Source organism: Streptomyces sp. PTL18, from assembly GCF_059510295.1.
The window spans coordinates 52,779-76,416 of the sequence record NZ_JCAJZO010000004.1 but is presented as its reverse complement, the minus strand read 5'-3'; the positions used below and the strand labels follow the sequence as shown (position 1 = coordinate 76,416).

The following is a 23,638-nucleotide window of genomic DNA, read 5'->3' as shown; positions in this document are numbered from 1 at the left end:
ACGGTGTTGACGTACCTGCCCAGCCGTGACTGACTGTGCGTACGCCACGCACAGCAGGTGAATCGACGACACCGCACAGGGGAGGTGTGCCCTGCCGCCCCTCCTCCGTTACCCGACCGTGGACGAACTCGGCGCCCGTGCCGCCGCGCTGGCCGCCCGCCGTCCACGCGACGCCCGGTTGCGCCGTGTGGGCACGTCCCGTGGTGGCACGCCGCTGTGGCTGCTCTCCGTCGGCCACGGCAGCCGACACGCCCTCGTCGTCGCCGGGCCGCACGCCAACGAGCCCGTCGGCGGCGCCACCGCCCTGCGCCTGGCCGAACGGGCACTGGCCGACCCCCGGCTCGGCAGGGACGCCGACACCACCTGGAACCTGCTGCTGTGCCTCGATCCCGACGGTGCCCGGCGCAACGAGGGCTGGCTGTCCGGCCCGTACACCCTCGGCCGGTACTTCCGGAACTTCTTCCGTCCCGGCTTCCTCGAACAGCCCGAGTGGCTGCCCGACGGCGCCGATCACGCCGCCCTGCCCGAGACCCGCGCCCTGCTGGACCTCCAGGACGAGCTGCGGCCCTTCTTCCAGTGTTCCCTGCACGGCGTGGACGTCGGCGGCGGTTTCGTCGAACTGACCCGCGACCTGCCGGGTATGGCCCAGCGGCTCGCGCACGCCGCGGCCCGGCTCGGCATCCCGCGCGAACTCGGCCCGTACGACACCCTGTACTGGCCGCTCCTCGGGCCCGCCGTGTACCGCATCCCGCCCCCGCGCCGCGGCGACCTCGCCGCCGCGATCACCGAGGCCGCGGTCGAGTCGACCTGGTTCCACCCGCACCGCTACGGCACCGTCACCGCGGTCGTGGAGGCGCCCATGTGGGGCGTGACGGCCGTGGAGGACCCCTCGCCGCTCGCCGACCCCGACGCGGTCCTGAGGGCCGTCAGCGGCGCGCTGCGCAACGACACGCGCCTTCTGCAGAGCCTGCTGGACCGTGTCCGTCCCCACCTGGACGCCGTGCCGGACGCGGCCCGGCTGCTCGCCCCGGTGGACGACTATTTACTGGTCGGACCCGGACTCGCCGACTCCTGGGACCCCAACCTGTACGGCGCCGGACAGCGGCCGCTGCCGCCGCTGGACACCGCACGGCTGACCGCCCTCGGCATCTCGGGCCGCCGGGTCGCACTGCGCACCGCGGGCCTGCTGCACCAGCTCGCCAGGGCCGCCGGACGCGCGGCGACCGACGTGCTGCCCGAGCTGGACCGGCTGATCGACGCCTGGTGCGCCGACTACCACGACGGCTACGGGGCACGCTGGATCCCGGTCGCGCGCCAGACCGAGTACCAGGCGCGCGTGGTGCTCGCCGCCTTCGAACTGGCCGCGCGGTACGCGTCCGTACCCTCCCATTCGGGTGAGACGGACTGGGGTTCGGCGCCCGCGGTGCCGATGCACAGGGAATGAACAAGACGATCCTGGCCCTGCGCGGCGCCCTGCTCGCCGCGACCGCCTTGCTCATCACGACTCCGGCCCAGGCCGCGCCCCGGCCGGCCACCGGCGGCAACTGGCTCTATCTGACGGTCACCAAGGGCGACGCCCGCTCCCGGGACGTCCGCGGCACGCTCCTGATCTGCAACCCGCCCCAGGGGCACGCACGGGCGGCCCAGGCCTGCGGCCAACTGTCCGCCGTGCAGGGGGACATCCGCCGCATCCCGCCCGCACACAGCTACTGCACGATGCTGTACGCCCCCGTGACCGTCTCCGCACGCGGCGAGTGGAACGGCCACCAGGTGGACTACACCCACACCTTCGCCAACAGTTGCGACCTGGAGGCGAAGACCGGCGCGGTGTTCGCGCTGTCGGACCGGGCCCCGGCCCGGTCGCTGCCGGGCAGGCGCCACGCACACGGGGCCGCCGACGGCACCCCCCGCGCGCGGGGAAGGAGCTGACGTCCCCACACGCGTGAAGGCGGACGCGCGGGCTCACTGCTGGTGCAGCCCGCGCCCCGCGAGGGCGAGGCACGCCTCCGCGACCGCCTCGGACGGCGTGGGCCGGACGTGCATCTGCCGCGCCCCGTCGGACGGCCGGCCTCCCGGCCGACGACCGGCCGGCACCCGGCGATCATCTCGGAGACGCCCCGGCCCACCAGGCGCGCGCCGAGTACCTGACCGCCCCCCTTCTCGGCGACGACCCTCACCATGCCGCCCCGCCCCTGCACCAGGCGCTTGGCGACGGTGGTCAGCGGCATGGTGCTGCCGTCCACCTCGTGGCCGTGTGCGCCTGCCTCCGCCGTCGCTCGACCCACGGCCGCGGCCTGCGGCGACGAGCAGGTGACCCGGGGCACGGCCGCGTGGCCGACGGGCGACGACGGCGCCCCGGCCGGACGAAGCCAGTGCGGTGCGGGAGCTCGGGCGTGGTGACAGGGCGATCGGAGATCGTCACCGCCCGCCGACCCGCTCCAGCAGCGCGACCGGCAGCCGCGCGAACAGGTCCGCCACCCGCACGCGCCCCTCGAACTGCCGCTCGGGGAGGAGGACGTCGGCCCAGCGGCCGGGTGGCAGGGGCAGGGACGTGTCGCTCCAGCCACCCGCGTCCGACAGGCGCAGCGACAGCCGCGTGACCGCCGTGAGCACCTCATCGGAGCGCACGAAGGCCACACAGTGTGCCGCGCCGGGGCCCTCGGCCGTGAGCGGCGCGTACGTCCCCGACGCGCCGAAGACCTCCGGGCGCCGGCGGCGCAGGAGCAGCGCGGCTCTGGTGAGGTCCGCCTTGTCCGAGGCCGTCTGCCGCGGTGCGAACGGCTGCCGGTTGTCCGGGTCGACCAGCGCCCGGTACTCGCCCTCGGTGCCCTGGTAGACGTCGGGCACCCCCGGCATCGTCAGCTGGACCAGAGCGGCCCCGAGGACGTTCGCCCGGATGTGCGGTGCCAGCTCCTCCCGCAGGGCCGTCACGGGCCGTCCCGGCGCCCCGCACGGGCCCTCGGAGACGAACGCCGCCACCGCCTCCTCGTAGGCGGGGTCCCGTTCGGTCCACGAGGTGTGCAGTCCGGCCTCCCGGACGTGTTTGAGCAGCGCCCCCTTCAGGCGCTCCTCGTCCGCCTGCCCGAGCCCGAACAGCGTCTGCCAGGCCGCCCAGGCCAGCTGCGGGTCGGGCGCGTCACCGTCCGCACGGGTCACTTCGGCCAGCACGTCGTCCCAGCGCTGCGGGCACTGGGTGAGCACCGAGAGCGCCGCCCGGACGTCCGCGCTGCGCTTGGTGTCGTGCGTCGACAGCACGGTCCCCGTGGCGGGCCAGTCGCGCTGCAGGCGCGCGCAGTACGCGTGGAAGTCCTCCGGGGCGACGGCGGGGGTGCCGGGATCGCCGCCCACCTCGTTCGCCGACAGCAGCGGCACATAGCGGTAGAACGCCGTGTCCTCCACGGACTTGGCGCGCAGCGCCGACGCCGTCTGCGCGAACCGGGCCCGGAACTCCTCGAGGCCGGCTCCCTCTCCGGCCCGTCCCAGCACCAGGTCCCGTACGACGGTCACCGCGTGCGCCTCCTCGGGCACCGTGAACGCGGCCCGGGCCTCGGCGGCGGCCGTCTCGGTGACCACCGCGGCGGCGTCCTGGGAGGCGTACGGACGGTACACCTCCATGCGGACGAGCAGTTCCCGCAGCGCGGTGCGCAGCGTCCAGGGGGCGTGGTCGCGCAGCGCCGGATCCGGGGACGTGGCGCAAAGGCGGCTCGCCACACGGGTGAGGCGCTCCACCTCGGTCGCCAGCTCGTGCGTGACCACCTCGTAGGCCGCGCGCCGCACCGTCGCGGCCCACTGGCCGCCGCGGTCGCCCCGCGGGATCGCGAAGAGCCGGTAGTGGCCGAGGAGTTCCTCGGCGCCGTCGGGGTCGGTGAAGAGCCCCTCCACGTGCCGCAGCGCGTCGTACCCGGTGGTGCCCGCGACCGGCCAGGCGGTGGGCAGGTGCTCGCCGACCGCGAGGATCTTCTCGACCACCGTCCAGCGCCCACCGGTGGCCTCCTCGAGCCGGCGCAGATACGCCTCCGGGTCCGCGAGACCGTCGGGATGGTCGACGCGCAGACCGTCGACGACCCCCTCGTCGAGCAGCCGCAGCAGCGTGCCGTGGGTCGCGGCGAAGACCTCGGGGTCCTCCACGCGCACGCCGATCAGTTCCGAGATGCTGAAGAACCGGCGGTAGTTCAGCTCGGTACGGGCCAGCCGCCACCACGCCGGGCGGTACCACTGGGCGTCGACCAGCTGGGGCAGCGGCAGTTTCGCGGTGCCCTCGCGCAGCGGGAACACATGGTCGTGGTAGCGCAGCACGTCCCCGTCGACCTTCACATCCTCGATCACCTCGCCGAGCCGGCCGCCGAGCACCGGCACCAGCAGCTGCCCGCCCTGGGCGTCCCAGTCGATGTCGAACCAGCGTGCGTACGGCGACGCCGGGCCCTCGCGCAGCACCTCCCACAGGGCGCGGTTGTGGCGCGGGGAGGCGGCCATGTGGTTGGGCACGATGTCCACGACCAGACCCAGCCCGTGCTCCCGCGCGGTGCGCGCCAGGGAGCGCAGCCCGGCCTCGCCGCCCAGCTCGTCCCGCACGCGCGCGGGGTCGACGACGTCGTAGCCGTGCGCCGAGCCCGGGACGGCCTGAAGGATCGGCGACAGGTGCAGGTGCGAGACGCCGAGGGCGGCCAGGTACGGCACGGCCGCCTCCGCAGCGGCGAACGGGAACCGCGGCTGCAGCTGCAGCCGGTACGTGGCCGTGGGCACCGCCGGGGCGGGACGCTCAGGTGTCATGGAAAGCTACGTACCCGCCCCACCGCCTTTCCTGTCACCGACGCGCCGCCGACCGGGCCGCCCACGGAAAACGTCCTCCGCGCGCGTGCCCCGCGGCCGGACCCCGGCTAGTCGGGCCGCTGCAGCACCGCCAGGCTCCGGTCCACCAGCGTCAGCCGGCCCCCGGCCTCGATCTTCGTGCCGGCGCCCGGCGGCACCCCCTCCGGGACGGCCGTGTCGACGACCACCTGCCACTGGCGCCCGTGGTCGACCGGCACCACGAAGTCGAGGGTCTTCGGCGAGGGGTTGAACATCAGCAGGAACGAGTCGTCCGTGATCCGCTCGCCGCGCGGCCCCGGCTCGGAGATCGCGTTGCCGTTGAGGAACACCGTCAGTGCGCTCGCCTGCCCCGACGTCCAGTCCCGCTGGGTCATCTCCTCGCCCCCCGGGGTGAACCACGCGATGTCGGACAGCTCGTCGTGCGTGCCCTGCACCGGGCGGCCGTGGAAGAAACGGCGCCGGCGGAAGACCGGGTGGTCACGGCGCAGCCACACCATCGCGCGCGTGAACTCCAGCAGATCGCTGCCGTCCTCGGGCCACTGGACCCAGGACAGCTCGCTGTCCTGGCAGTACGCGTTGTTGTTGCCCTTCTGGGTGCGTGCGAACTCGTCGCCGTGGCTGAGCATCGGCACACCCTGGGAGAGCATCAGCGTGGCGATGAAGTTCCGCATCTGCCGGCCCCGCAGCTCGAGCACCGCCGGATCGTCGGTCTCACCCTCCGCCCCGCAGTTCCAGGACCGGTTGAAGCTCTCGCCGTCGCGGTTGTCCTCGCCGTTGGCCTCGTTGTGCTTCTCGTTGTACGACACCAGGTCGTGCAGGGTGAAGCCGTCGTGGCAGGTCACGAAGTTGATGGAGGCCAGCGGGCGGCGGCCGTCGTCCTGGTAGAGGTCCGAGGAGCCGGTCAGCCGGGAGGCGAACTCCGCGAGGGTGCGCCGCTCGCCGCGCCACAGGTCGCGCACGGTGTCGCGGTACTTGCCGTTCCACTCGGTCCACATGGGCGGGAAGTTGCCCACCTGGTAGCCGCCCTCGCCGACGTCCCACGGCTCGGCGATCAGCTTCACCTGGGAGACCACCGGGTCCTGCTGCACCAGGTCGAAGAACGAGGACAGCCGGTCCACCTCGTGGAACTGCCGCGCCAGGGTCGCCGCCAGGTCGAAACGGAAGCCGTCCACATGCATCTCGGTGACCCAGTAGCGCAGCGAGTCCATGATCAGCTGCAGGACGTGCGGCGAGCGCATCAGCAGGGAGTTGCCGGTCCCCGTGGTGTCCATGTAGTACCGCGGGTCGTCCGCCAGCCGGTAGTACGAGGGGTTGTCGATACCGCGGAAGGACAGCGTCGGGCCCAGGTGGTTGCCCTCGGCGGTGTGGTTGTAGACGACGTCCAGGATGACCTCGATACCGGCCTCGTGCAGCGCCTTCACGGCGGACTTGAACTCCAGGACCTGCTGGCCGCGGTCGCCCCAGGAGGCGTACGCGTTGTGCGGGGCGAAGAACCCGATCGTGTTGTAGCCCCAGTAGTTGCTCAGGCCCATGTCCGACAGACGGTGGTCGTTGACGAACTGGTGTACGGGCATCAGTTCCAGCGTGGTGACGCCCAGCTCGCTCAGATGCTCGATGACGGCCGGGTGGGCGAGCGCCGCATATGTGCCGCGCAGCTCGTCCGGAAGGTCCGGGTGGCGCATGGTCAGGCCCTTCACATGGGCCTCGTAGATCACCGTCTGGTGGTACTCGGTGCGCGGCCGGCGGTCGTCGCCCCAGTCGAAGTACGGGTTGATCACCACGGACGCCATGGTGTACGGCGCCGAGTCCAGGTCGTTGCGCTTGTCGGGGGACCCGAACGGGTAGCCGTACACCTCCTCGCCCCACCTCACCGAGCCGCTGATCGCACGCGCGTACGGGTCGAGCAGCAGCTTCGCCGAGTTGCAGCGCAGCCCGCGCTCGGGGGCGTACGGACCGTGCACCCGGAACCCGTACCGCTGCCCGGGCATCACCCCCGGCAGATACGCGTGCCGGACGAACGCGTCCGTCTCCCGCAGCTCGATCGCCGTCTCCGAGCCGTCGTCGTGCAGCAGACACAGCTCGATCCGGTCGGCGGCCTCCGCAAAGACCGCGAAATTGGTTCCGGCGCCGTCATACGTGGCACCGAGCGGATACGCCTCTCCAGGCCAGACCTGCATGAATACGACTCTCCCAGCTTTGCCGGCCCTCTGGGGGCGCCTTGCGGCCGAGTTCCCGAAAGTGACTCGTCCCCCTTCCGGGCGAGCGGGAATCCTGATTCATCCTGCTCGGTCGCTCACCGAGTGACGAGTATGGCCCGTCGGCAGCGCCCCTCGATCCCACCGACGATGGAACCATCCGGCGCGTGCGCCCCTCTTAACGGCCGACCAGCGCACACCCGGCGCGCGCTGACCACCGTGCGCCGTTGGTGTGCCGAACCAGTGGGGCTTGAGCCACTCCCGCAACGCAGGGGGAGTAGGGGGACACGCGCGCAGGACAGTGCACCGCAACCTGGGCAAGGTGGTGGCGGGTGCGGCCGTCCCGGGGACAGGTACCGCCGCCGTGGTCGGGATCAGGCTGCCGGGCTCGGCGGGGCCGAGGAGTCCGGCGGCAGGGGCAGCGGGCTTGCCGCCCGGCAGGGCCGCCCGGCGGCAGGACCGGGCCGTGGCGCCCGGTGCGGTCGAGCCGCTCGGGAACAGGGGGGCGGCCGGGACGGTGGACCCGTGGGTCAACGGCCGGACGCTCACTCACCCGGTGGTGTGGGTGAATGTCGGCTTCCATCATGTGGCGCGCGACGAGGAGCAGCAGCCCCCGTCGGTCCACCGGCAGGGCTTCTCCATCGCTCCGCGCGACGTCACGGCTATGAATCCGCTCACTCCCCCCGGCCCTCGCCGACCAGAACGGACCTCCTCGAAACGGTAGTTGGGAAACGACCCTGTCCATCCGGCTGCACCGCGCCGCACTCCCGGAGTAGTCTTCCTTGATCGTTGGCCGGGGTCTTGCCCCTGGGGAGGCTCGGGGGAGCGGAAGGCGGTGCGCGGGTGGGCTCGGGAGGGCTGGAGCTGCCCCCTGGTGACGAGGGTCACGAGGCGAACTCCACGGATGTCCCGCCCGGGGCGGTGTCCCTGGCACGGCCGGTGGAGACGGGCTCCATCGGACCGGAACTCGACTGGGACGCCGACGCCTGGCGCGAGGTGCTGACCCGCGCCCAGCGAGCCGGGCGGGCCTACATCTGGCTGAATCTGGTGGAGCAGCGGCTGCGCGCGGTCGTGGCCGCCGTTCTCCGCCCCATCTACGAACCGGTCCACGGCGACGACTGGGTGGTCGCCGCCGCCGGACCGGCCGGCCAGGAGTGGGTGCAGCGGGCGGTCGCGGTACGCGAGGTGAGCCGCCGAAAGGGGTATCTGCTCGACCCCGCCGACGACAACGTGCTCAGTTTTCTCACGCTGCCGCAGCTGCGCGAGCTGATGGTGCAGCACTGGCCGTGCTTCGAGCCGTACATAGACGAACGCCGCGACGTGGAACTCGCCCTGGACGAGCTGGAAGTGACCCGGAACGTGGTCTCCCGCAACCGGGCCCTGTCCCAGGCGGTCCTCGCGCAGGCTGAGCGCGCCTCCGCAAGGCTCCTGGAGATCCTCGGCGCGGGCGGTGACGTGCCCTCCGCCCGCCGGCTGCCCGTCGACGCGGTCGAGGATCTGGTGGGCGACCGGTACGCGGACGTGGTCGCCGTCCATCCGGACCGGGTGCGGCTGCTGCGGCAGTTCCCGGCCGAGGACATCTTCGGCGGTGCCCGCCGCCTGGACGCCATCGGCATCGGCCTCAACCTGCTCGTGCAGAACTTCTCCGGACGGCGGCTGCTGCGGCTCGCCGAGTCCGGCTGCCGGGTGCGACTGCTCTTCCTCAACCCGGCCTCCAGCGCGGTCAAACGGCGCGAGCGGGAGCTCGGCATCAGGAAAGGGGAGCTGAGCCGTGCCGTGGAGATGAACATCCTGCACATGCGCCGGGTGCGCTCGAAGCTGCGCGACCCGGGCGCCTTCGAGATCCAGGTCTTCGACGAGACACCCCGTTTCACCGCGTACCTGGTGAACGGGGACGGCTCCGACGGCATCGCGGTCGTCCAGTCCTACCTGCGCCGCACCCGCGGCATGGAGGCGCCGGTGCTGGTGCTGCGCGGCGGCAGCCGGGTCGTCAAGTCCGGCGACGTCGAGGAGAACGGGCTCTTCCCCACCTACCGCGAGGAGTTCGAACTGGCTTGGGCTGATTCGCGTCCCGTGTCCTGAAGTGCCCCGTGGTGCCGACCCGAAGCGGAATCCCGTCCTCGGATTGTCAGTGGCCCATGCGAAGGTGGAGGCCACTGGGGGAAAGCACCACCACGAAGGGGGGGCCGCCATGGCCTGGCACCGGGAGCTGCTCATCGGCTTCGACCTGGAGACGACCGGGACGGATCCGTATGAGGCGCGCATCGTCACGGGGGCGGTGATCGAGGTCGAGGGCGGGGAGCCGCTCGGCCGCCGCGACTGGCTGGCGGATCCGGGGGTGGAGATCCCGGCCGACGCGGTCGCGGTGCACGGGATCAGCAACGAGCGGGCGGTGGCCGAGGGCCGGCCTGCCGACCGGGTCGTGGACGCGATCGCGGAGGTCCTGGTGGCGTACTGGCGGACGGGAGTGCCGGTCGTCGCCTACAACGCGGCCTTCGATCTGACCCTGCTCTCCGCCGAGCTGCGCCGGCACGGACTGCCGTCCCTGCGCGACCGTCTGGGGGGCCTCGCTCCGGCCCCGGTCATCGACCCGTACACGATCGACCGCTGGGCCGACCGCTACCGCCGCGGCAAGCGCAACCTGGAAGCGGTCTGCGCGGAGTACGGGGTGGCGCTGGAGTCCGCGCACAACGCGGGCGCGGACGCGCTGGCCGCGGCCAGGCTGGCAGCGGCGATAGCCGGCCGCCACCCGAAGGTCGCGGCCCTCGGCCCGGCGGAGCTGCACCGCCGCCAGATCGAGTGGTACGCGGACTGGGCGGCGGACTTCCAGGAGTTCCTGCGCGCCAAGGGCGACGCGGGGGCGGTGGTGGACGGTACGTGGCCGGTGCGGGAGGCGGTGGACGGGAGGGTCTGAGACGGGTGGCGGGTTCAGGAACCGGTGCGGGCCCTGGTCCCGCGCCTGGCGTCCTTCCCGGTCCCGGCCTGCCCGGTTCCGGCCTGAGGCATGGAGGCGGGGCCGTTCGCCCGGTCCGGTGCGACCGTGTGGTGGGCGCGTTCCACGTTCGCCCGGTCCGGTGCGACCGTGCGGTGGGCGCGTTCCACCGACTGCCCAGTAGGTCCCGGCGACCAACAGGGCCGCGCCGAGTCCGGTGAGCGGGGCGAGGCGGTCGCCGCGGAGGACGACGCCCACCGCCACGACCCACCCGGGCTCCGTGCCGAGCGGCGGCCCGGCGCGGCTTCACGGGGCGCGGAGCGGAGCAACCCGGTGACACCGGAGTCAGAACGGATACCAGCGCACCGTCTCGTCCCCGTCCCGCAACGACGCCACCCGGCGCTCGAACTCGGCCAGGGCCCTGGGATTGCCGGGCGCGTGCTGGGCGACCCAGGCGCAGCTGGCCGTCTCCCGGGCGCCGCGCAGCACCGAACAGCCCTCCCAGGCGCGTACGTCCCAGCCGTAGACGGCGGTGAAGGAGTCGTACGCCTCGGCCGGGAGACCGTAGCGGTCGCGGGAGAGGGCCATGACCACCAGGTCGTGCTCGCGCAGATCGGCGGAGAAGGTCTCCAGGTCGACCAGGACCGGGCCGTCCGGGCCGATGTGCACATTGCGCGGCAGCGCGTCGCCGTGGATCGGGCCGGGCGCCAGATGCGGGGTGAGCGCGGCCGCCGCGGCGGCGAACCCGTCGCGGCGCCCGCGCAGCCAGGCCGCGTCCGCCGGGTCGATCGCGTCGCCCGCGAGCCGCAGCCAGCGTTCCACCCCGCCCAGCAGATCGCGGGGCGGCAGGGCGAGGGCGGGGGAGGGCAGGGCGTGCACGATCCGCAGCAGTTCGGCGAGGTCGCGAGGTTCGGCGGGGCGTACGGACTCGGGCAGCCGGTGCCATACGGTCACGGGATGCCCGTCGACGAGCAGGGGTTCCGGCTCGGCGGCCCGCACCGCCGGGATCTCGGCCTCGGCCAGCCAGAGCGCGATGTCCAGCTCCCGCCGGGCCCGCTCCAGCAGCTCGGCGCCGCGGCCGACCTTGACCACCAGATCACCGGCCGCGAACACGGCGTTCTCCCCCAGGGCGAGCAGTCGTGCGTCCCGTGCCGCACCCGGCAGGACGCCCGCCTTGCCCAGCACCCCCCGCGCCCGCGTCTCGTCCATCGCCCGCCTCCGCGTCCGAACCGGCTCCTGTGGTCTGCCAGTGTGGCATTCCCGCAGGTCGGCACGGCGACCGGCCGGGGCCCGCCGGCTCCCCGGTCGCCGACGGGCCTCGCTCGGGTGGGGTTCAGACCCCCAGCGGCTCGTTCTGGTCCCGCGCCGCCGGTGCCACCGCCTCCGGCGTCTCGTCGTGCGTGAGGTCCGGCAGCCGGTGCAGCCACTTCGGCAGGTACCAGTTGCGCTCGCCCAGCAGTGCCATCACCGCCGGGAGCAGCACGCCCCGGATGACGGTCGCGTCGATGAGGACCGCGGCGGCCAGGCCCACACCCATCTGCTTCATGGACTGCATGGACAGCGTGCCGAAGATCGCGAAGACGGCGACCATGATGACAGCGGCGCTGGTGACGACCCCGGCCGTGGTGACCACGCCGTGCGTGATCGCGTCCTTCGTGGTCCGGCCCCGCATCCGGGCCTCGCGGATCCGGGAGACCACGAACACGTGGTAGTCCATCGACAGGCCGAACAGGATGACGAAGAGGAACAGCGGCAGCCAGGTGATGATGGCGCCCACCCCGTGCGCGCCCACCAGCGACGCGCCCCAGCCGTGCTGGAAGACGGCGACCAGGATGCCGTAGGCCGCGCCGACCGAGAGCAGGTTCAGGACGATCGAGGTGATCGCGATCGTCAGCGAGCGGAACGACAGGAGCATCAGCAGGAAGGCGAAGACCACGACGAACGCGAAGACCGGGACCACCGAGCCGACGAGCTGGTCGTTGAAGTCGTGCGAGCCCGCGACCTGACCCGTGATCGGCGCCTGGACGCCCTCCACCTTGCCGAGCGTGTCGGGCCGTACCCTGTCGCGCAGCAGCTCCAGGCTCTTGCCCGCCTTGTCCAGGTCGGAGCCGCCGACGAGCGGGACGGAGATCACGGCCACGTTCTGCGCGTCGTGCACTTTGACGTCCACCGGGCCGCGCGAGGCGCCCGACGCGATGGCCTCCGTGCGGAAGCCGGCGATCGCGGACCTCACGTCGGGCGCGTTGATGTCCTTCGCCGTGACGACGACCTGGGCCGGTTCGGATCCGCCGGGGAAGGCCTCGTTGACGCGGTTGTACGTGGCGACGATCGGCAGCTTGTTCCCGAACTCCTGGTCCAGTGTGAGGTTCTGGGTCTTCATGCCGAGCGCGGGCGCGGCGATCGCCAGCAGCGCACCGGCCGCGACCACCAGGGAGACCGCGGGCCTGGCGAGGACCACCTTCAGGACGGCCCTCCACAGCCGGCTGCCCTCGTCGGCGCCCCGGCCGGACCGCGCGCGCCGCTTGTCCGGGTGCAGGAACGGGATACGGCCCTTCTCGACCCGCTTGCCGAGCAGCGACAGCAGCGCGGGGAGCACGGTGACCGAGCCGACCATGGCGACCGCGACGACCATCAGCGAGGCCAGGCCCATCGCCTCGAACGTGGCGAGCCCGGTGAACAGCATGCCCGCCATCGCCACGCACACCGTGACTCCGGAGACGATCACGGCGCGTCCGCTGGTCGCGGCGGCGATGCGCAGCGCGGTGCCCGCATCGCGCCCGGCCGCGCGCTCCTCCCGCTCACGGCGCAGGTAGAACAGGCAGTAGTCGACGCCGACGGCCATGCCGACCAGCAGCATCACGGAGTTGGCGGTGTCGTTCATGGCCTGCAGATGGCTGACGACACCCATCAGGCCCATCGTCGCCACGATCGCGGTGATGGCGAGCGCCACCGGCAGCAGCGCCGCGACCAGCGCGCCGAACGCGATCAGCAGGATGCCGAGCGCCACCGGCACGGCGGAGTACTCGGCCTGCTTGAAGTCGTCGCCGAACGCGTCGGAGAACGTCTTGCGCATGCTGGCCGCGCCGATCTCCTCGATCCGCAGCTGCGGGTGGTCCTGCTGGACCCCGGCGACGGCCTTCAGCACGGGCTCGACCCTGTCGCCCGCGGTGTCCGCGTCGCCGCGCATGTCGAACTGCACCAGGGCGCTGCGGCCGTCCTTGGAGATGCTCCTCGTGTCGTAGGGAGAGGTCACGTCCGTCACCCGGCCGGTGCCGTCGACGGCCCGTACGACCGCGGTGACGGCGGCACGGAACCGCGGGTCGGTGGCCGTGACGGTGCCGTCCTTCGCCTGGATGAGCACGCTCTCGCCGGCCGGCCGCTTGATCCCCGAGTCCTCGATGATCTTGGCGGCGGCGTGAGTCTCGCCCTTGAGCTCGTCACTGTCCTTGATGTCGACGCGCCCGGCGGCCGAGCCGGCGGCCATGGCCAGGACGACGAACAGCACCCAGATGCCGACGGCAGCCCATCGGTGCCGGGCGCTCCAGCCGCCGGCCCGGGCGGCGATGCCCCGCACCCGCGTATCTCCGTTCCCCATGACGGGCTTGCCCCCCTCTGTGCGGGTGACGGCCTCCTGCCGTCACCGTCCGCTTCGAAGGTAGGGGCGGCATAAGCGCGACTCGTCGTGCTGCCCGGTGAACCGTGAGCACCCCGGCTCATCCCCTCGGACCGGGCGGCCTCACCATCCGGGAGGACAACGGCCCCTTACACCTTTCCGGGTGGCTCGGGGGCAGGGATCAGGGTCCGGCGCCCGCGCGAGCGTCCGCCTAGGCTGGGGGCATGACGACGACGTACGCGGCGCTGCTGCGGGGCATCAACGTGGGCGGCAACCGGAAGCTGCCGATGGCGCGGCTGCGGGAGCTGCTGACCGGGCTCGGCCACACCGGGGTGGCCACGTATCTGCAGAGCGGCAACGCGGTCTTCACGGCCGGCCACGGCGACGAGGAGTCCCTGACGGTGGAGCTGGAGGCGGCGATCGAGAAGGAGTTCGGCTTCCGGGTCGACGTCCTCGTACGCGACCACGTGTATCTGAAGGCCGTGCGCGACGCCTGCGCGTTCCCGGCCGATGAGCTGGAGGGCCGGCAGCTGCACGTCACGTACTTCTCGCAGCCGGTGGAGGCCGGACGGTTCGCGGAGGTCGACCCGGCCGCGTACCTGCCGGAGGAGTTCCGCCTCGGCGACCGCGCGCTCTACCTCTACACCCCCGACGGCCTCGGCCGCTCCAAGCTCGCCGAACAGCTGTCCAGGCCCCGGTTGACCAAAGGCCTGATCGCCACCACCCGCAACTGGAACACGGTCGTCAAACTGGAGGAGCTGACCCGTGCCTGAGCACCGCCCGGCCGTCGAGGCGGCGATCGAGCGCGAACTGCGTCTCCTCGACCCGGAGATCAGCCGCTCACCCGAACAGGTCGGGGCACTGCTGCACCCCGCCTTCCACGAGTTCGGTGTCTCCGGACGGCACTGGGACCGCGCCTCCGCCATCGAGATGCTCACCTCCCCGGCCGGCCCGGGGACGCGGCCGTCCGTCACCTCCCCCGTCACCGGCGTCCAGCTCGCCCCGGACCTGGTGCACCTCACCTTCGACACGGAGAACGACGGCCGTCATGCGCACCGCAGTTCGCTGTGGCGAAGGACGGCGCAGGGGTGGCAGCTGTACTTCCACCAGGGGACGCCGTTCAACCCCGGCCCCGGGACGAAGTGACGGGAGCCGTGCCGCCGTGCGGTCCGTGCGGACCCGGGGAAACGGCCAACGAGACGGTGTGCAAGGCTCGTCGGCATGCGCTACGTCATCATCGGAGCAGGCGCCGTCGGCGCAACGATCGGCGCCCGGCTCGCCCAGGCCGGGCACGAGGTCGTCCTGGTCGCACGGGGTGCGCAGTACACGGCGCTGCGCGAGCGCGGACTGCGCTTCCTCACCCCGGACGGCGAGCACACCCACCGGCTGCCGGTCGTCGACGGGCCCTCGGCACTGGGCGAGCTGCGGACGGACGACGTCCTCGTGCTGGCCGTCAAGACCCAGGACAGCGAGGCCGCGCTGGACACCTGGGGACCGGCTCCGGTGCGGGGCGGCGCAACGGCCGCGGAGCGGCTCGCGTTGGTCTGCGCGCAGAACGGCGTGGAGAGCCAGCGGCTCGCGCTGCGCCGCTTCCGCCATGTCTACGGCGTCTGCGTGTGGCTGCCGTCCACCTTCGTCGAGCCGGGCGCCGTCTCCGCCGCCGGTACCCCGCTCACCGGCATCCTGCACCTCGGCCGGTATCCGCACGGCACCGACGACACCGCCCGCCGGATCGCCGCCGACCTGGGGACGGCCCGGTTCGAGGCCCCCGTCGTGCCGGACGTGACACGCTGGCAGTACGCCAAGCTTCTGGGCAACCTCGCCAACGCCGTCGAGGCGGTCAGCGGGCCGCTCACCGGCGAGGAGGCGCGGGCGCTGTACGCCAGGGTGCGGGCCGAGGGCGAGTCGGTGCTCCGGGCCGCCGGGATACCGTACGCGAGCGACGCGGAGCAGCAGGAGGCGCGCGGCGACAAGGTGCGTCTGGTGCCGCTCGACGGGGTCGAGGCCGGCGGCGGGTCCTCCTGGCAGTCCCTCACCCGCGGCACCGGCACCATCGAGGCCGACTACCTCAACGGTGAGATCGTCCTCCTGGGCCGGCTGCACGGTGTGGCGACCCCGCTCAACGAGCTGCTGCAGCGGCTCGCCACCACGTTCGCGCGGGAGCACAGGGCGCCCGGGTCGCTGCCGCCGGCGGAGCTGGTGCGGCTGGCCGACGAGGCCGAGGCGGCCGCCGCCGGGGAGGCTGTCGCGTTTGTTCAAGAGGGGCACGGCAGCCGCTCCTAGTGTGAAGGCATGAGCGATGCCTACAAGAACGTGCACCCCTACCTGGTCGAATGCGCCGCCGAGGCCGCACGCGTCGCCCGGGGCGTCCGGGCGGAGCAGCTCTCCCGGCCCACCCACTGCCCCGCCTGGGACGTTCGTGCCCTGGTGAACCACTGGGTCCTCTACACCTCGCACGGCCTGGAACACCGCGCCCTGCGCAAGCAACTGCCCGAGGAGCTGACCGCCCGCGACTTCACCGCCGACCCCCGCTGGGCGCGCGCGTACGCGGAGCAGCTCGACCGCGGCGTGGCCGCCTGGGACGACCCCGCCGTGTGGGAGGGGGCGATCGACCTCGGCATGGCCGAGATGCCCGCGGACGAACTGGCGCGGTTGCTCCTCAAGGAGCTGGCCGTCCACAGCTGGGACGTGGCGACGGCCACCGCCCAGGAACACCGGATCTCCGAGGACGCCGCACGGCTCGTCCTGGAGGTCGTCGAGACCCACGGCGACCTCTACCGGCAGTACGACGGCTTCGCCGAGCCCGTCCCGGTCGCCGCCGAGGCACCCCTGTTCGAGCGGGCGCTGGCGGCGAGCGGACGGGACCCGAGGCAGGCCCCGGTGGGCGAAGTGGACCACTGAACAGGGCGCTGATTGGACCAGGGTGCCGTGCCGGCCGGGCACTGGCGTCGGCGGCATGCAGAACCCCTCTCCCGTCCGCGTGGATGCCTACTTCGACCCCGCCTGCCCCTTCGCCTGGATCACCTCCCGCTGGCTGCTGGAGGTCGAGCGCGAACGCCCGCTCGACCTCCGCTTCCACGTGATGAGCCTGCACCTGCACAACGTGGGCAACGAACTGCCCGACTGGTACCGCGACTTGGTCGACAAGTCGATCGGTCCGGTGCGGGTCGCGGTCGCCGCGGCGGAGCGCCACGGCGAGAAGGTCCTGCGCGACCTGTACACGGCGTTCGGCACCCGCATCCACGAACGCAAGGAAGAGGACTTCGACGCGGTGATCGCCGAGTCGCTCGCCGAGGTCGGTCTGCCGGCCGACCTCGCCGCCGCCGCGCACGACCCGGCCCACGACGAGGCCGTACGCCGCAGCCATGACGCGGGCGCCGAGCCCGACTCGGGCGGCTATGTGGGTACACCCAGGACGAGGACGGGAGCGCTGCGCTTCCACTGACGGGCCGGCGACCAGGCGCTCCGGGGACGCGTCAGGCCCCGAGCGCCTCCACAGCCGGCAGGCACGCCTCGTCGTACCGTTCCAGCAGCAACCGCGCCACCTCCGGCGCCGGACCGAGCACCTCGGCCAGGACGTCCGCGCCGACCGCGCCCCGCGCGATGCGGTCCGGCAGGAAGCCGGGCGCCAGCACGTACGGCGCCACGGCCACCCGGGCGCAGCCCAGCTCGCGCAGTTCGCGCACCGCGTCCTCGGTGCGCGGGAACCCCGCGGGAGACGCAGCGGAGGCGAACGCAGGCCGCACGGCGCACCAACCGGTGTGCCGCCACTCCCGCGCGATGTCAGCGATCACTGCGATCGCCTCCGGGTCGGTGGACCCCGCCGAGGCCAGTACGACCCCGGTCGAGGACTTGTCGGCGGGGGCCAGCCCCACCTCGTACAGACGGCGTTCGAGGGCCCCCGTCAGCAGGGGTGAGGGGCCCAGCACGTCCGCCTGCCGGATCCGCAGCCGCGGGGAGGCCTCCCGCAGGACCGCGGGGATGTCCGCCTTCGCGTGGAACGCCCGGGTCAGCAGCAGCGGCAGCGCCACGACCTCGCGGACCCCCTGAGCCGCCAGGGACTCCAGGACTCCGTGCACCGACGGGACGTTGAAGTCCAGGAAGCCGGTCTCCACGCGCAGCTCCGGCCGCAGCCGCCGCACCCGCCCTACCAGGGCGTGCACGGTCGCGGCGTGTCGGGCATCGCGGCTGCCGTGGGCGATCACGAGGAGTACCGGATGGTGCATGAGGTGGCTCAGCCCTTCACCAGCAGGCCGCGGCTGCGCAGCACCCACCGCTCCAGCGGACTGAAGATGAGCAGGTCGATGGCGATGCCGACGAACAGGATCAGGATGATCGCCTCGAACACCATGGACATGGAGCTCGCGTTGCGCCCGTTCTCCAGCAGCGCGCCCAGGCCGATGCCGAGGTCGGGGGAGGAGGCGATGATCTCCGCCGCCATCAGCGAGCGCCAGCAGAACGCCCAGCCCTGCTTCAGCCCCGCCAGGTAGCCCGGCAGCGCCGCCGGCAGCACGATGTGCCGGGCGCCCCTCAGACCCGTCGCGCCCATCGTGCGGCCCGCACGCAGGAACAGCGGCGGCACCTGGTCGATCCCGGAGACCAGGCCGTTGGCGATGGACGGCACCGCGCCGAGCAGGATCACCGCGTACATCATCGAGTTGTTCAGGCCCAGCCAGATCACCGCGGGCGGCACCCACGCCACGGACGGCAGCGACTGCAGTCCGGACAGCACCGGGCCGATGGCCGCGCGCACGAACTTCACGCGCGCCACCAGCAGACCCAGCGGGGTGCCGATCGCCAGCGCGAACACGAAGCCCAGCAGACCGCGCGAGACGCTGGTCCAGATGTAGCCGAGCAGCGTCCCCTGCAGCCAGGCGTCCTCGAACTCGCCCGCCACGGCGCCGGGGGAGGGCAGCTTGGCCGGGTCGTCGACGACCTTGAAGGAGATCAGTGCCTGCCAGACCACCAGGACGAGCGCGATGCCCACGAGCGGCGGGAGGAGCTTGTTGACGAGGGTCTGCCGGAAGGGCGTACGGCCGGTGACCGTGGTCTCCAGTGCGTCGAGACCGGCCTCCACACCGTCCAGCCCGGTGCCCTCGGTCGTCTTGGTCTCAGTGCTGGCCATGGCGGCGGATCTCCCCACGCAGTACATCGGTGATCTCGAGGGACAGCTCCGCGACCGGCGCGTCCTCGATACGGCGAGGCTGCGGAATGCCGACCGTCCACTCACGGGCCACGCGCCCCGGGCGGGAGGACAGCAGCACCACGCGCTGCGCGAGCCGCACCGCCTCGCGCACGTTGTGCGTGACGAACAGGACCGAGAGACCGGTCTCCTGCCAGATACGGGTCAGCTCGTCGTGCAGCAGGTCACGGGTGATGGCGTCCAGCGCGGCGAACGGTTCGTCCATCAGCAGCAGCCGGCTGTCCTGCGCCAGCGCGCGCGCCATGGCGACCCGCTGGCGCATACCGCCGGACAGCTCGTGCACCCGCTTGCCGTACGACCCCTTCAGGCGCACGAGCTCGAGCAGTTCCTCGGCGCGCTCACGCCGGTCGCTCCTCGGGACGCCCCTGAGCTTCAGGGCGAGTTCGATGTTCTTGCCCGCGGTCAGCCACGGGAACAGGGCGTGCTCCTGGAACATCAGGGCCGGGCGGCCGTCCGTCGTGATGGCACCGCCGGTCGGCTTGTCCAGGCCTGCCACCAGGTTCAGCAGCGTGGACTTGCCGCACCCCGAGGCCCCCAGGAGGGTGACGAACTCGCCGGGCGCGACATCGAGGCTGATGTCGTCCAGCACGAGCTGCTGCCCGCCCGGCACCGGGAAGGACTTCGAGACGTGCTCAAGGCGTGCCGCCTGGTCGACGGACTCGGCGGCCTTGGTGAGGGTCGTGGCCATGGTCGTCACCTCCTGGGAACTCATCGGCTGCGGGTCTTACTCGACGCCGAGACCGGCGTCGCTGACGGTCGGCTCGCCCTCGGCCCTGAGGACCTTGTTCAGGAGGGTGAGGTCGTAGATGCCGTCCAGCCTCGGGTCCTTCAGCAGACCCGCCTTGACCGCGTGCTGCGCCTCGGTGTCCAGGGTGGAGGCCAGCGGGTCGTCGGTGAACCGGATGGACTTCCACGCCGGGTCGAGGACCTTCGCCGGGAGCGCCTTGCCGGAGTCCACGGCCAGCTGCTGGTTCGCCGCCGCCTTCGCCGCGTCCGGGTCGGCCTTGATCCACTTGTTGGTCTCGACCGACGCCTTCAGCACGGCCTCGACGGCCTTCGGGTGCTCCTTGAGGAACTTCTGCGACACGATGATGTTCGTGATCACGAACTTCTTGTCCGGCCACAGGGAGGACTCGTCCAGCAGCACCCTGCCGCCCTCGGCGACCAGCTTGGACGCGGTGGGCTCCGGCACCCAGGCGCCGTCGACGGAACCGGACCTGAAGGCGTCCGGAGTGACCTTGTTGTCGGTGCGGACCACCGACACATCGCCCTTGCCGCTCTGCGCGTCGACCTTCCAGCCCTGCTGCGCGATCCAGTTGAGGAACGCCACGTCCTGCGTGTTGCCGAGCTGCGGGGTGGCGATCTTCTTGCCCTTGACGTCCGCCAGGGACTTGATCTTCTCGGGGTCGACCACGAGCTTCACGCCGCCGGAGGCCGAACCGCCGATGATGCGCAGGTTCTTGCCCGCGGACTTGGTGTAGCCGTTGATCGCCGGGGAGGGCCCGATCCAGCCGATGTCGACGGAACCGGAGTTCAGTGCCTCGATCTCGGAGGGGCCCGCGTTGAAGACCTGGTACTTGGCCTGCGTGCCGCCGAGGGCCTTCTGGAAGAAGCCCTTCTGGACGCCCACGAGCGCGGTGCCGTGCGTCAGGTTGCCGAAGTAGCCGATCGTGACGGAGTCGAGACCGTCGATCTTCCGGGCACCGGCGACGACCTTCTGGCCCGAGGGGGTGCTGGTCGCCCTGGAGCCGTAGCCGCAGGCGGCGAGCGTGAGAAGAGGGAGAGCGGCGAGCACGGCTGTGCCGCGGCGGAGCAGGGTCGAGCGGTTGGCAGGCACGGGAGGTCTTCCTCTCGTTGGCCCGGCGGTCACGGTCCTGTCGGTCGTGGCCGGGAGTTCGGCAAGGGTCTTCGTCGCTTCCGGGACGTCGGGCGGGGGGAGGGGGCGCGCAGGCCGTGCGCGCGCGTCATCGCGCACATCGCGCCACTCCGCCCTGCCCGCTGCCGAGGGCGCCGCTGCCGACACGGCCGCCCTCCTTCGCGAACGTGGAGAAGAAGCAGGCGTGGGTCATGATCAGAAGTCCCACCCGTCGTCGTCGGCCTCGTCCTTGACCGGGTCGGGCGCGGCGAACGACTCTCCGACCATACCCGCGGTCAGCGTGGTGCCGTCGGACGGGTCGATCAGGATGAACGAGCCCGTACGGCGCGAGTCTGCGTAGGAGTCCACCGGTAGCGGCTCGGCGGTACGGATCTTCACCCGGCCGATGTCGTTGGCGACGAGTTGTCCCGGGTGCGGGTGCAGGGACAGGTCGTCGAGCGTGAGGCGGGACGGGATGTCCTTGACGATCGCCTTGACCGTGCGCGTGCCGTGCTTGAGCAGCACCCGGTGGCCGACCGTGAGCGGCTGGTCGGCGACATGGCAGACGGTCGCCTCGATGTCCTGGGTGGTCGCCGGAGCGTCCTTGGTGGGCACGATCAGGTCGCCGCGCGAGATGTCGATGTCGTCCTCGAGGAGCAGCGTCACCGACTGCGGCGTCCAGGCCACCTCGACCGGCCGGCCCAGCAGGTCGATCCCGGAGACCTTGGTCGTACGGCCGGACGGCAGGACCGTGACCTGCTCCCCGACGCGGAAGGAACCGGCCGCGATCTGGCCCGCGTAGCCGCGGTAGTCGGGGTGCTCGGCGGTCTGCGGACGGATCACGTACTGCACCGGCAGCCGGGCGTGGCAGTGCGCCAGGTCGTGGCTGACCGGGACGGTCTCCAGGTGCTCCAGGACGGTCGGGCCGCCGTACCAGTCCATGTGGGCGGACGGCTCCACCACGTTGTCGCCCTCGAGCGCCGAGATCGGGATCGCGGTGACCTCGGGCACGCCCAGCTCGGTCGCGTACGCCGTGAACTCCTCGGCGATCTGCGCGAAGACGGACTCCTGGTAGCCGGCCAGGTCCATCTTGTTGACGGCGAGAACCACGTGAGGCACGCGCAGCAGGGCGGCGATCGCGGCGTGGCGCCGGGTCTGCTCGACGACACCGTTGCGGGCGTCGACCAGGATCACCGTCAGCTCGGCGGTGGAGGCGCCGGTGACCATGTTGCGGGTGTACTGCACATGGCCGGGGGTGTCGGCGAGGATGAACCGGCGGCGGGGCGTGGCGAAGTAGCGGTAGGCCACGTCGATGGTGATGCCCTGCTCGCGCTCGGCCCGCAGGCCGTCGGTGAGCAGCGCCAGGTCGGGGCCCTCCTGGCCGCGGCCGGCCGAAGCCCGTTCCACGGCCTCCAGCTGGTCGGTGAGGACCGACTTGGAGTCGTGCAGCAGCCGCCCGACGAGGGTCGACTTGCCGTCGTCGACCGAACCGGCGGTGGCGAACCGCAGGAGGGTGGTGGCGGAGAGTTCCGTGGTGGTGGTCATGGCTAGAAGTACCCCTCGCGCTTGCGGTCCTCCATGGCGGCCTCGGAGAGCTTGTCGTCGGCCCGGGTCGCGCCGCGCTCCGTGAGCCGGGAGGCGGCGATCTCGGTGATGACCTCCTCCAGGGTCACCGCGTCGGAGTCGACGGCACCGGTGCAGGACATGTCGCCGACGGTGCGGTAGCGCACCAGCCGCTTCTCCACGCTCTCGCCGTCCTTGGGGCCGCCCCACTCGCCGGCGGTCAGCCACATGCCGTTGCGCCGGAACACCTCGCGCTCGTGGGCGAAGTAGATCTGGGGCAGCTCGATGCCCTCCCGGGCGATGTACTGCCACACGTCCAGCTCGGTCCAGTTGCTGAGCGGGAAGACGCGCACGTGCTCGCCGGGTGCGTGGCGGCCGTTGTAGAGCTGCCACAGCTCGGGGCGCTGACGGCGCGGGTCCCACTGCGAGAACTCGTCGCGCAGGGAGAACACGCGCTCCTTCGCGCGCGCCTTCTCCTCGTCGCGGCGCCCGCCGCCGAACACGGCGTCGAACTTCTCGCTCTGGATCTTCTCGGTCAGCGGCAGCGTCTGCAGCGGGTTGCGGGTGCCGTCCGGGCGCTCCTTGAGCACACCGCGGTCGATGTAGTCCTGGACGGAGGCGACGTGCAGCCGCAGGGTGTGCTGCGCCACCGTGCGGTCGCGGTACTCGATGACCTCGGGGAAGTTGTGCCCGGTGTCCACGTGCAGGAGCGCGAACGGCACCGGTGCGGGCGCGAACGCCTTCAGCGCCAGGTGCAGCATGACGATGGAGTCCTTGCCGCCGGAGAACAGGATCACCGGGTTCTCGAACTCGCCCGCCACCTCGCGGAAGATGTGCACCGCCTCGGACTCGAGGGCGTCCAGGTGGGAGAGGGCGTACGGGCCGCTGTCCGTGCCCTCCTGGATACCGGCGACGGTCGTCATGCCAGTCCCCTTTCGCTGAGCAGGGCGTACACGGACGCCGCGGAGTCCTGCACGGTCTGGTGCTGCGACTCGATCCGCAGATCGGGCGACTCGGGCTCCTCGTACGGGTCGTCGACGCCCGTCAGGCCCTTCAGCTCGCCGGCGGCCTGCTTGGCGTACAGGCCCTTGACATCACGCACCGAGCACACGTCGACCGGGGTGGCCACATGCACCTCGAGGTACGCCGTCCCGTTCTGCTGGTGACGCTTGCGCACCGCCTCCCGGCTGTCCGCGTAGGGCGCGATGACCGGGACGAGGGCCTTGACGCCGTTGCGCGCCAGCAGTTCGGCGACGAAACCGATGCGCTGCACGTTGGTGTGCCGGTCCTCCCGGCTGAAGCCGAGTCCCGCGGAGAGGAACTCGCGGATCTCGTCACCGTCGAGCACCTCGACCCGGTGGCCCTCCTCGCGCAGCCGGCCCGCCAGCTCGTGGGCGATGGTGGTCTTGCCCGCGCTCGGCAGACCCGTGAGCCAGACGGTGGCTCCGCTCGTCACGTGTGTCTCCTG

At 72.2% G+C, this 23,638-nt stretch carries 19 protein-coding genes and 3 pseudogenes; 10 read left to right on the top strand and 12 right to left on the bottom strand.

Translation table 11 applies throughout. The features are described 5' to 3' along the window. Window positions 1–118: 118 nt before the first annotated feature. Window positions 119–1,444, top strand: coding sequence for a M14 family zinc carboxypeptidase (locus tag AC5WS8_RS09370; RefSeq protein WP_496102848.1), 1,326 nt, complete (start codon window positions 119–121; stop codon window positions 1,442–1,444). Next, the gene (locus AC5WS8_RS09365) at window positions 1,441–1,929 is read left to right on the top strand and encodes an SSI family serine proteinase inhibitor (RefSeq protein WP_496102847.1); all 489 of its coding nucleotides are present in this window, start codon (window positions 1,441–1,443) and stop codon (window positions 1,927–1,929) included. Before AC5WS8_RS09370 ends, AC5WS8_RS09365 begins: the two co-directional genes overlap by 4 nt. Window positions 1,930–2,150: 221 nt before the next feature. Here the strand turns inward: AC5WS8_RS09365 and AC5WS8_RS09360 are convergent. From AC5WS8_RS09360 to glgX, 3 genes and pseudogenes are all read right to left on the bottom strand, one after another. Then, window positions 2,151–2,285: pseudogene (locus AC5WS8_RS09360) on the bottom strand (hypothetical protein); the annotation flags it as partial. A gap of 133 nt (window positions 2,286–2,418) precedes the next feature. Then, the gene (treY, locus tag AC5WS8_RS09355; protein WP_496102846.1) at window positions 2,419–4,770 is read right to left on the bottom strand and encodes a malto-oligosyltrehalose synthase; all 2,352 of its coding nucleotides are present in this window, start codon (window positions 4,768–4,770) and stop codon (window positions 2,419–2,421) included. Between the two features lie 107 nt (window positions 4,771–4,877). Next, on the bottom strand, window positions 4,878–6,986 hold the full coding sequence (gene glgX / locus AC5WS8_RS09350; RefSeq protein ID WP_496102845.1) for a glycogen debranching protein GlgX: 2,109 nt from the start codon (window positions 6,984–6,986) through the stop codon (window positions 4,878–4,880). A 520-nt stretch (window positions 6,987–7,506) separates the two neighbouring features. Here glgX and AC5WS8_RS09345 point away from each other — a divergent pair. The 3 genes and pseudogenes from AC5WS8_RS09345 to AC5WS8_RS09335 all read left to right on the top strand — a co-directional run. Then, window positions 7,507–7,780: pseudogene (locus tag AC5WS8_RS09345) on the top strand (hypothetical protein); the annotation flags it as partial. A 67-nt stretch (window positions 7,781–7,847) separates the two neighbouring features. Beyond that, window positions 7,848–9,086 (top strand): DUF5919 domain-containing protein, encoded by a 1,239-nt coding sequence (locus tag AC5WS8_RS09340; protein ID WP_496102844.1) that lies wholly within the window; start codon window positions 7,848–7,850, stop codon window positions 9,084–9,086. A 109-nt stretch (window positions 9,087–9,195) separates the two neighbouring features. Then, the gene (locus AC5WS8_RS09335) at window positions 9,196–9,918 is read left to right on the top strand and encodes a 3'-5' exonuclease (RefSeq protein WP_496102843.1); all 723 of its coding nucleotides are present in this window, start codon (window positions 9,196–9,198) and stop codon (window positions 9,916–9,918) included. Between the two features lie 363 nt (window positions 9,919–10,281). Here AC5WS8_RS09335 and AC5WS8_RS09330 read toward each other — a convergent pair whose 3' ends face one another. Then, window positions 10,282–11,145: a phosphotransferase enzyme family protein gene (locus AC5WS8_RS09330; protein ID WP_496102842.1), complete on the bottom strand. Its 864-nt coding sequence runs from the start codon at window positions 11,143–11,145 to the stop codon at window positions 10,282–10,284. 124 nt (window positions 11,146–11,269) lie between these two features. Then, a complete protein-coding gene (locus AC5WS8_RS09325; RefSeq protein ID WP_496102841.1) occupies window positions 11,270–13,531 on the bottom strand; it encodes an MMPL family transporter in 2,262 nt (753 codons plus the stop codon). A gap of 242 nt (window positions 13,532–13,773) precedes the next feature. On the opposite strand from AC5WS8_RS09325, the gene AC5WS8_RS09320 reads away from it, so the two are divergent. From AC5WS8_RS09320 to AC5WS8_RS09300, 5 genes and pseudogenes are all read left to right on the top strand, one after another. Next, a complete protein-coding gene (locus AC5WS8_RS09320; protein WP_496102840.1) occupies window positions 13,774–14,322 on the top strand; it encodes a DUF1697 domain-containing protein in 549 nt (182 codons plus the stop codon). Further along, entirely contained in the window at window positions 14,315–14,695 is a 381-nt protein-coding gene (locus AC5WS8_RS09315) for a nuclear transport factor 2 family protein (RefSeq protein ID WP_496102839.1), read from the top strand. The genes AC5WS8_RS09320 and AC5WS8_RS09315 overlap by 8 nt, the downstream gene beginning before the upstream one ends. 75 nt (window positions 14,696–14,770) lie before the next feature. After that, on the top strand, window positions 14,771–15,832 hold the full coding sequence (locus AC5WS8_RS09310; RefSeq protein WP_496102838.1) for a ketopantoate reductase family protein: 1,062 nt from the start codon (window positions 14,771–14,773) through the stop codon (window positions 15,830–15,832). Window positions 15,833–15,841: 9 nt separating this feature from the next. Further along, window positions 15,842–16,450 (top strand): TIGR03086 family metal-binding protein, encoded by a 609-nt coding sequence (locus AC5WS8_RS09305; protein ID WP_496102837.1) that lies wholly within the window; start codon window positions 15,842–15,844, stop codon window positions 16,448–16,450. Between the two features lie 55 nt (window positions 16,451–16,505). Then, window positions 16,506–16,961: pseudogene (locus AC5WS8_RS09300) on the top strand (mycothiol-dependent nitroreductase Rv2466c family protein); the annotation flags it as partial. Between the two features lie 64 nt (window positions 16,962–17,025). Here the strand turns inward: AC5WS8_RS09300 and AC5WS8_RS09295 are convergent. The 7 genes from AC5WS8_RS09295 to cysC form a co-directional block, all read right to left on the bottom strand. After that, window positions 17,026–17,775 (bottom strand): sirohydrochlorin chelatase, encoded by a 750-nt coding sequence (locus AC5WS8_RS09295; protein ID WP_496102836.1) that lies wholly within the window; start codon window positions 17,773–17,775, stop codon window positions 17,026–17,028. Between the two features lie 8 nt (window positions 17,776–17,783). After that, on the bottom strand, window positions 17,784–18,674 hold the full coding sequence (locus AC5WS8_RS09290) for an ABC transporter permease (RefSeq protein WP_496102835.1): 891 nt from the start codon (window positions 18,672–18,674) through the stop codon (window positions 17,784–17,786). Continuing rightward, complete coding sequence (locus AC5WS8_RS09285) at window positions 18,661–19,464, bottom strand: ABC transporter ATP-binding protein (RefSeq protein WP_496102834.1); 804 nt, start codon at window positions 19,462–19,464, stop codon at window positions 18,661–18,663. The genes AC5WS8_RS09290 and AC5WS8_RS09285 overlap by 14 nt, the downstream gene beginning before the upstream one ends. Window positions 19,465–19,476: 12 nt before the next feature. Beyond that, on the bottom strand, window positions 19,477–20,589 hold the full coding sequence (locus tag AC5WS8_RS09280) for an ABC transporter substrate-binding protein (RefSeq protein WP_496102833.1): 1,113 nt from the start codon (window positions 20,587–20,589) through the stop codon (window positions 19,477–19,479). 234 nt (window positions 20,590–20,823) lie between these two features. Continuing rightward, window positions 20,824–22,152, bottom strand: coding sequence for a sulfate adenylyltransferase subunit 1 (locus AC5WS8_RS09275; protein ID WP_496102832.1), 1,329 nt, complete (start codon window positions 22,150–22,152; stop codon window positions 20,824–20,826). Window positions 22,153–22,154: 2 nt separating this feature from the next. Further along, on the bottom strand, window positions 22,155–23,093 hold the full coding sequence (gene cysD / locus AC5WS8_RS09270; RefSeq protein ID WP_496102831.1) for a sulfate adenylyltransferase subunit CysD: 939 nt from the start codon (window positions 23,091–23,093) through the stop codon (window positions 22,155–22,157). After that, the gene (gene cysC / locus AC5WS8_RS09265) at window positions 23,090–23,626 is read right to left on the bottom strand and encodes an adenylyl-sulfate kinase (RefSeq protein WP_496102830.1); all 537 of its coding nucleotides are present in this window, start codon (window positions 23,624–23,626) and stop codon (window positions 23,090–23,092) included. The genes cysD and cysC overlap by 4 nt, the downstream gene beginning before the upstream one ends. Window positions 23,627–23,638 lie beyond the last annotated feature (12 nt).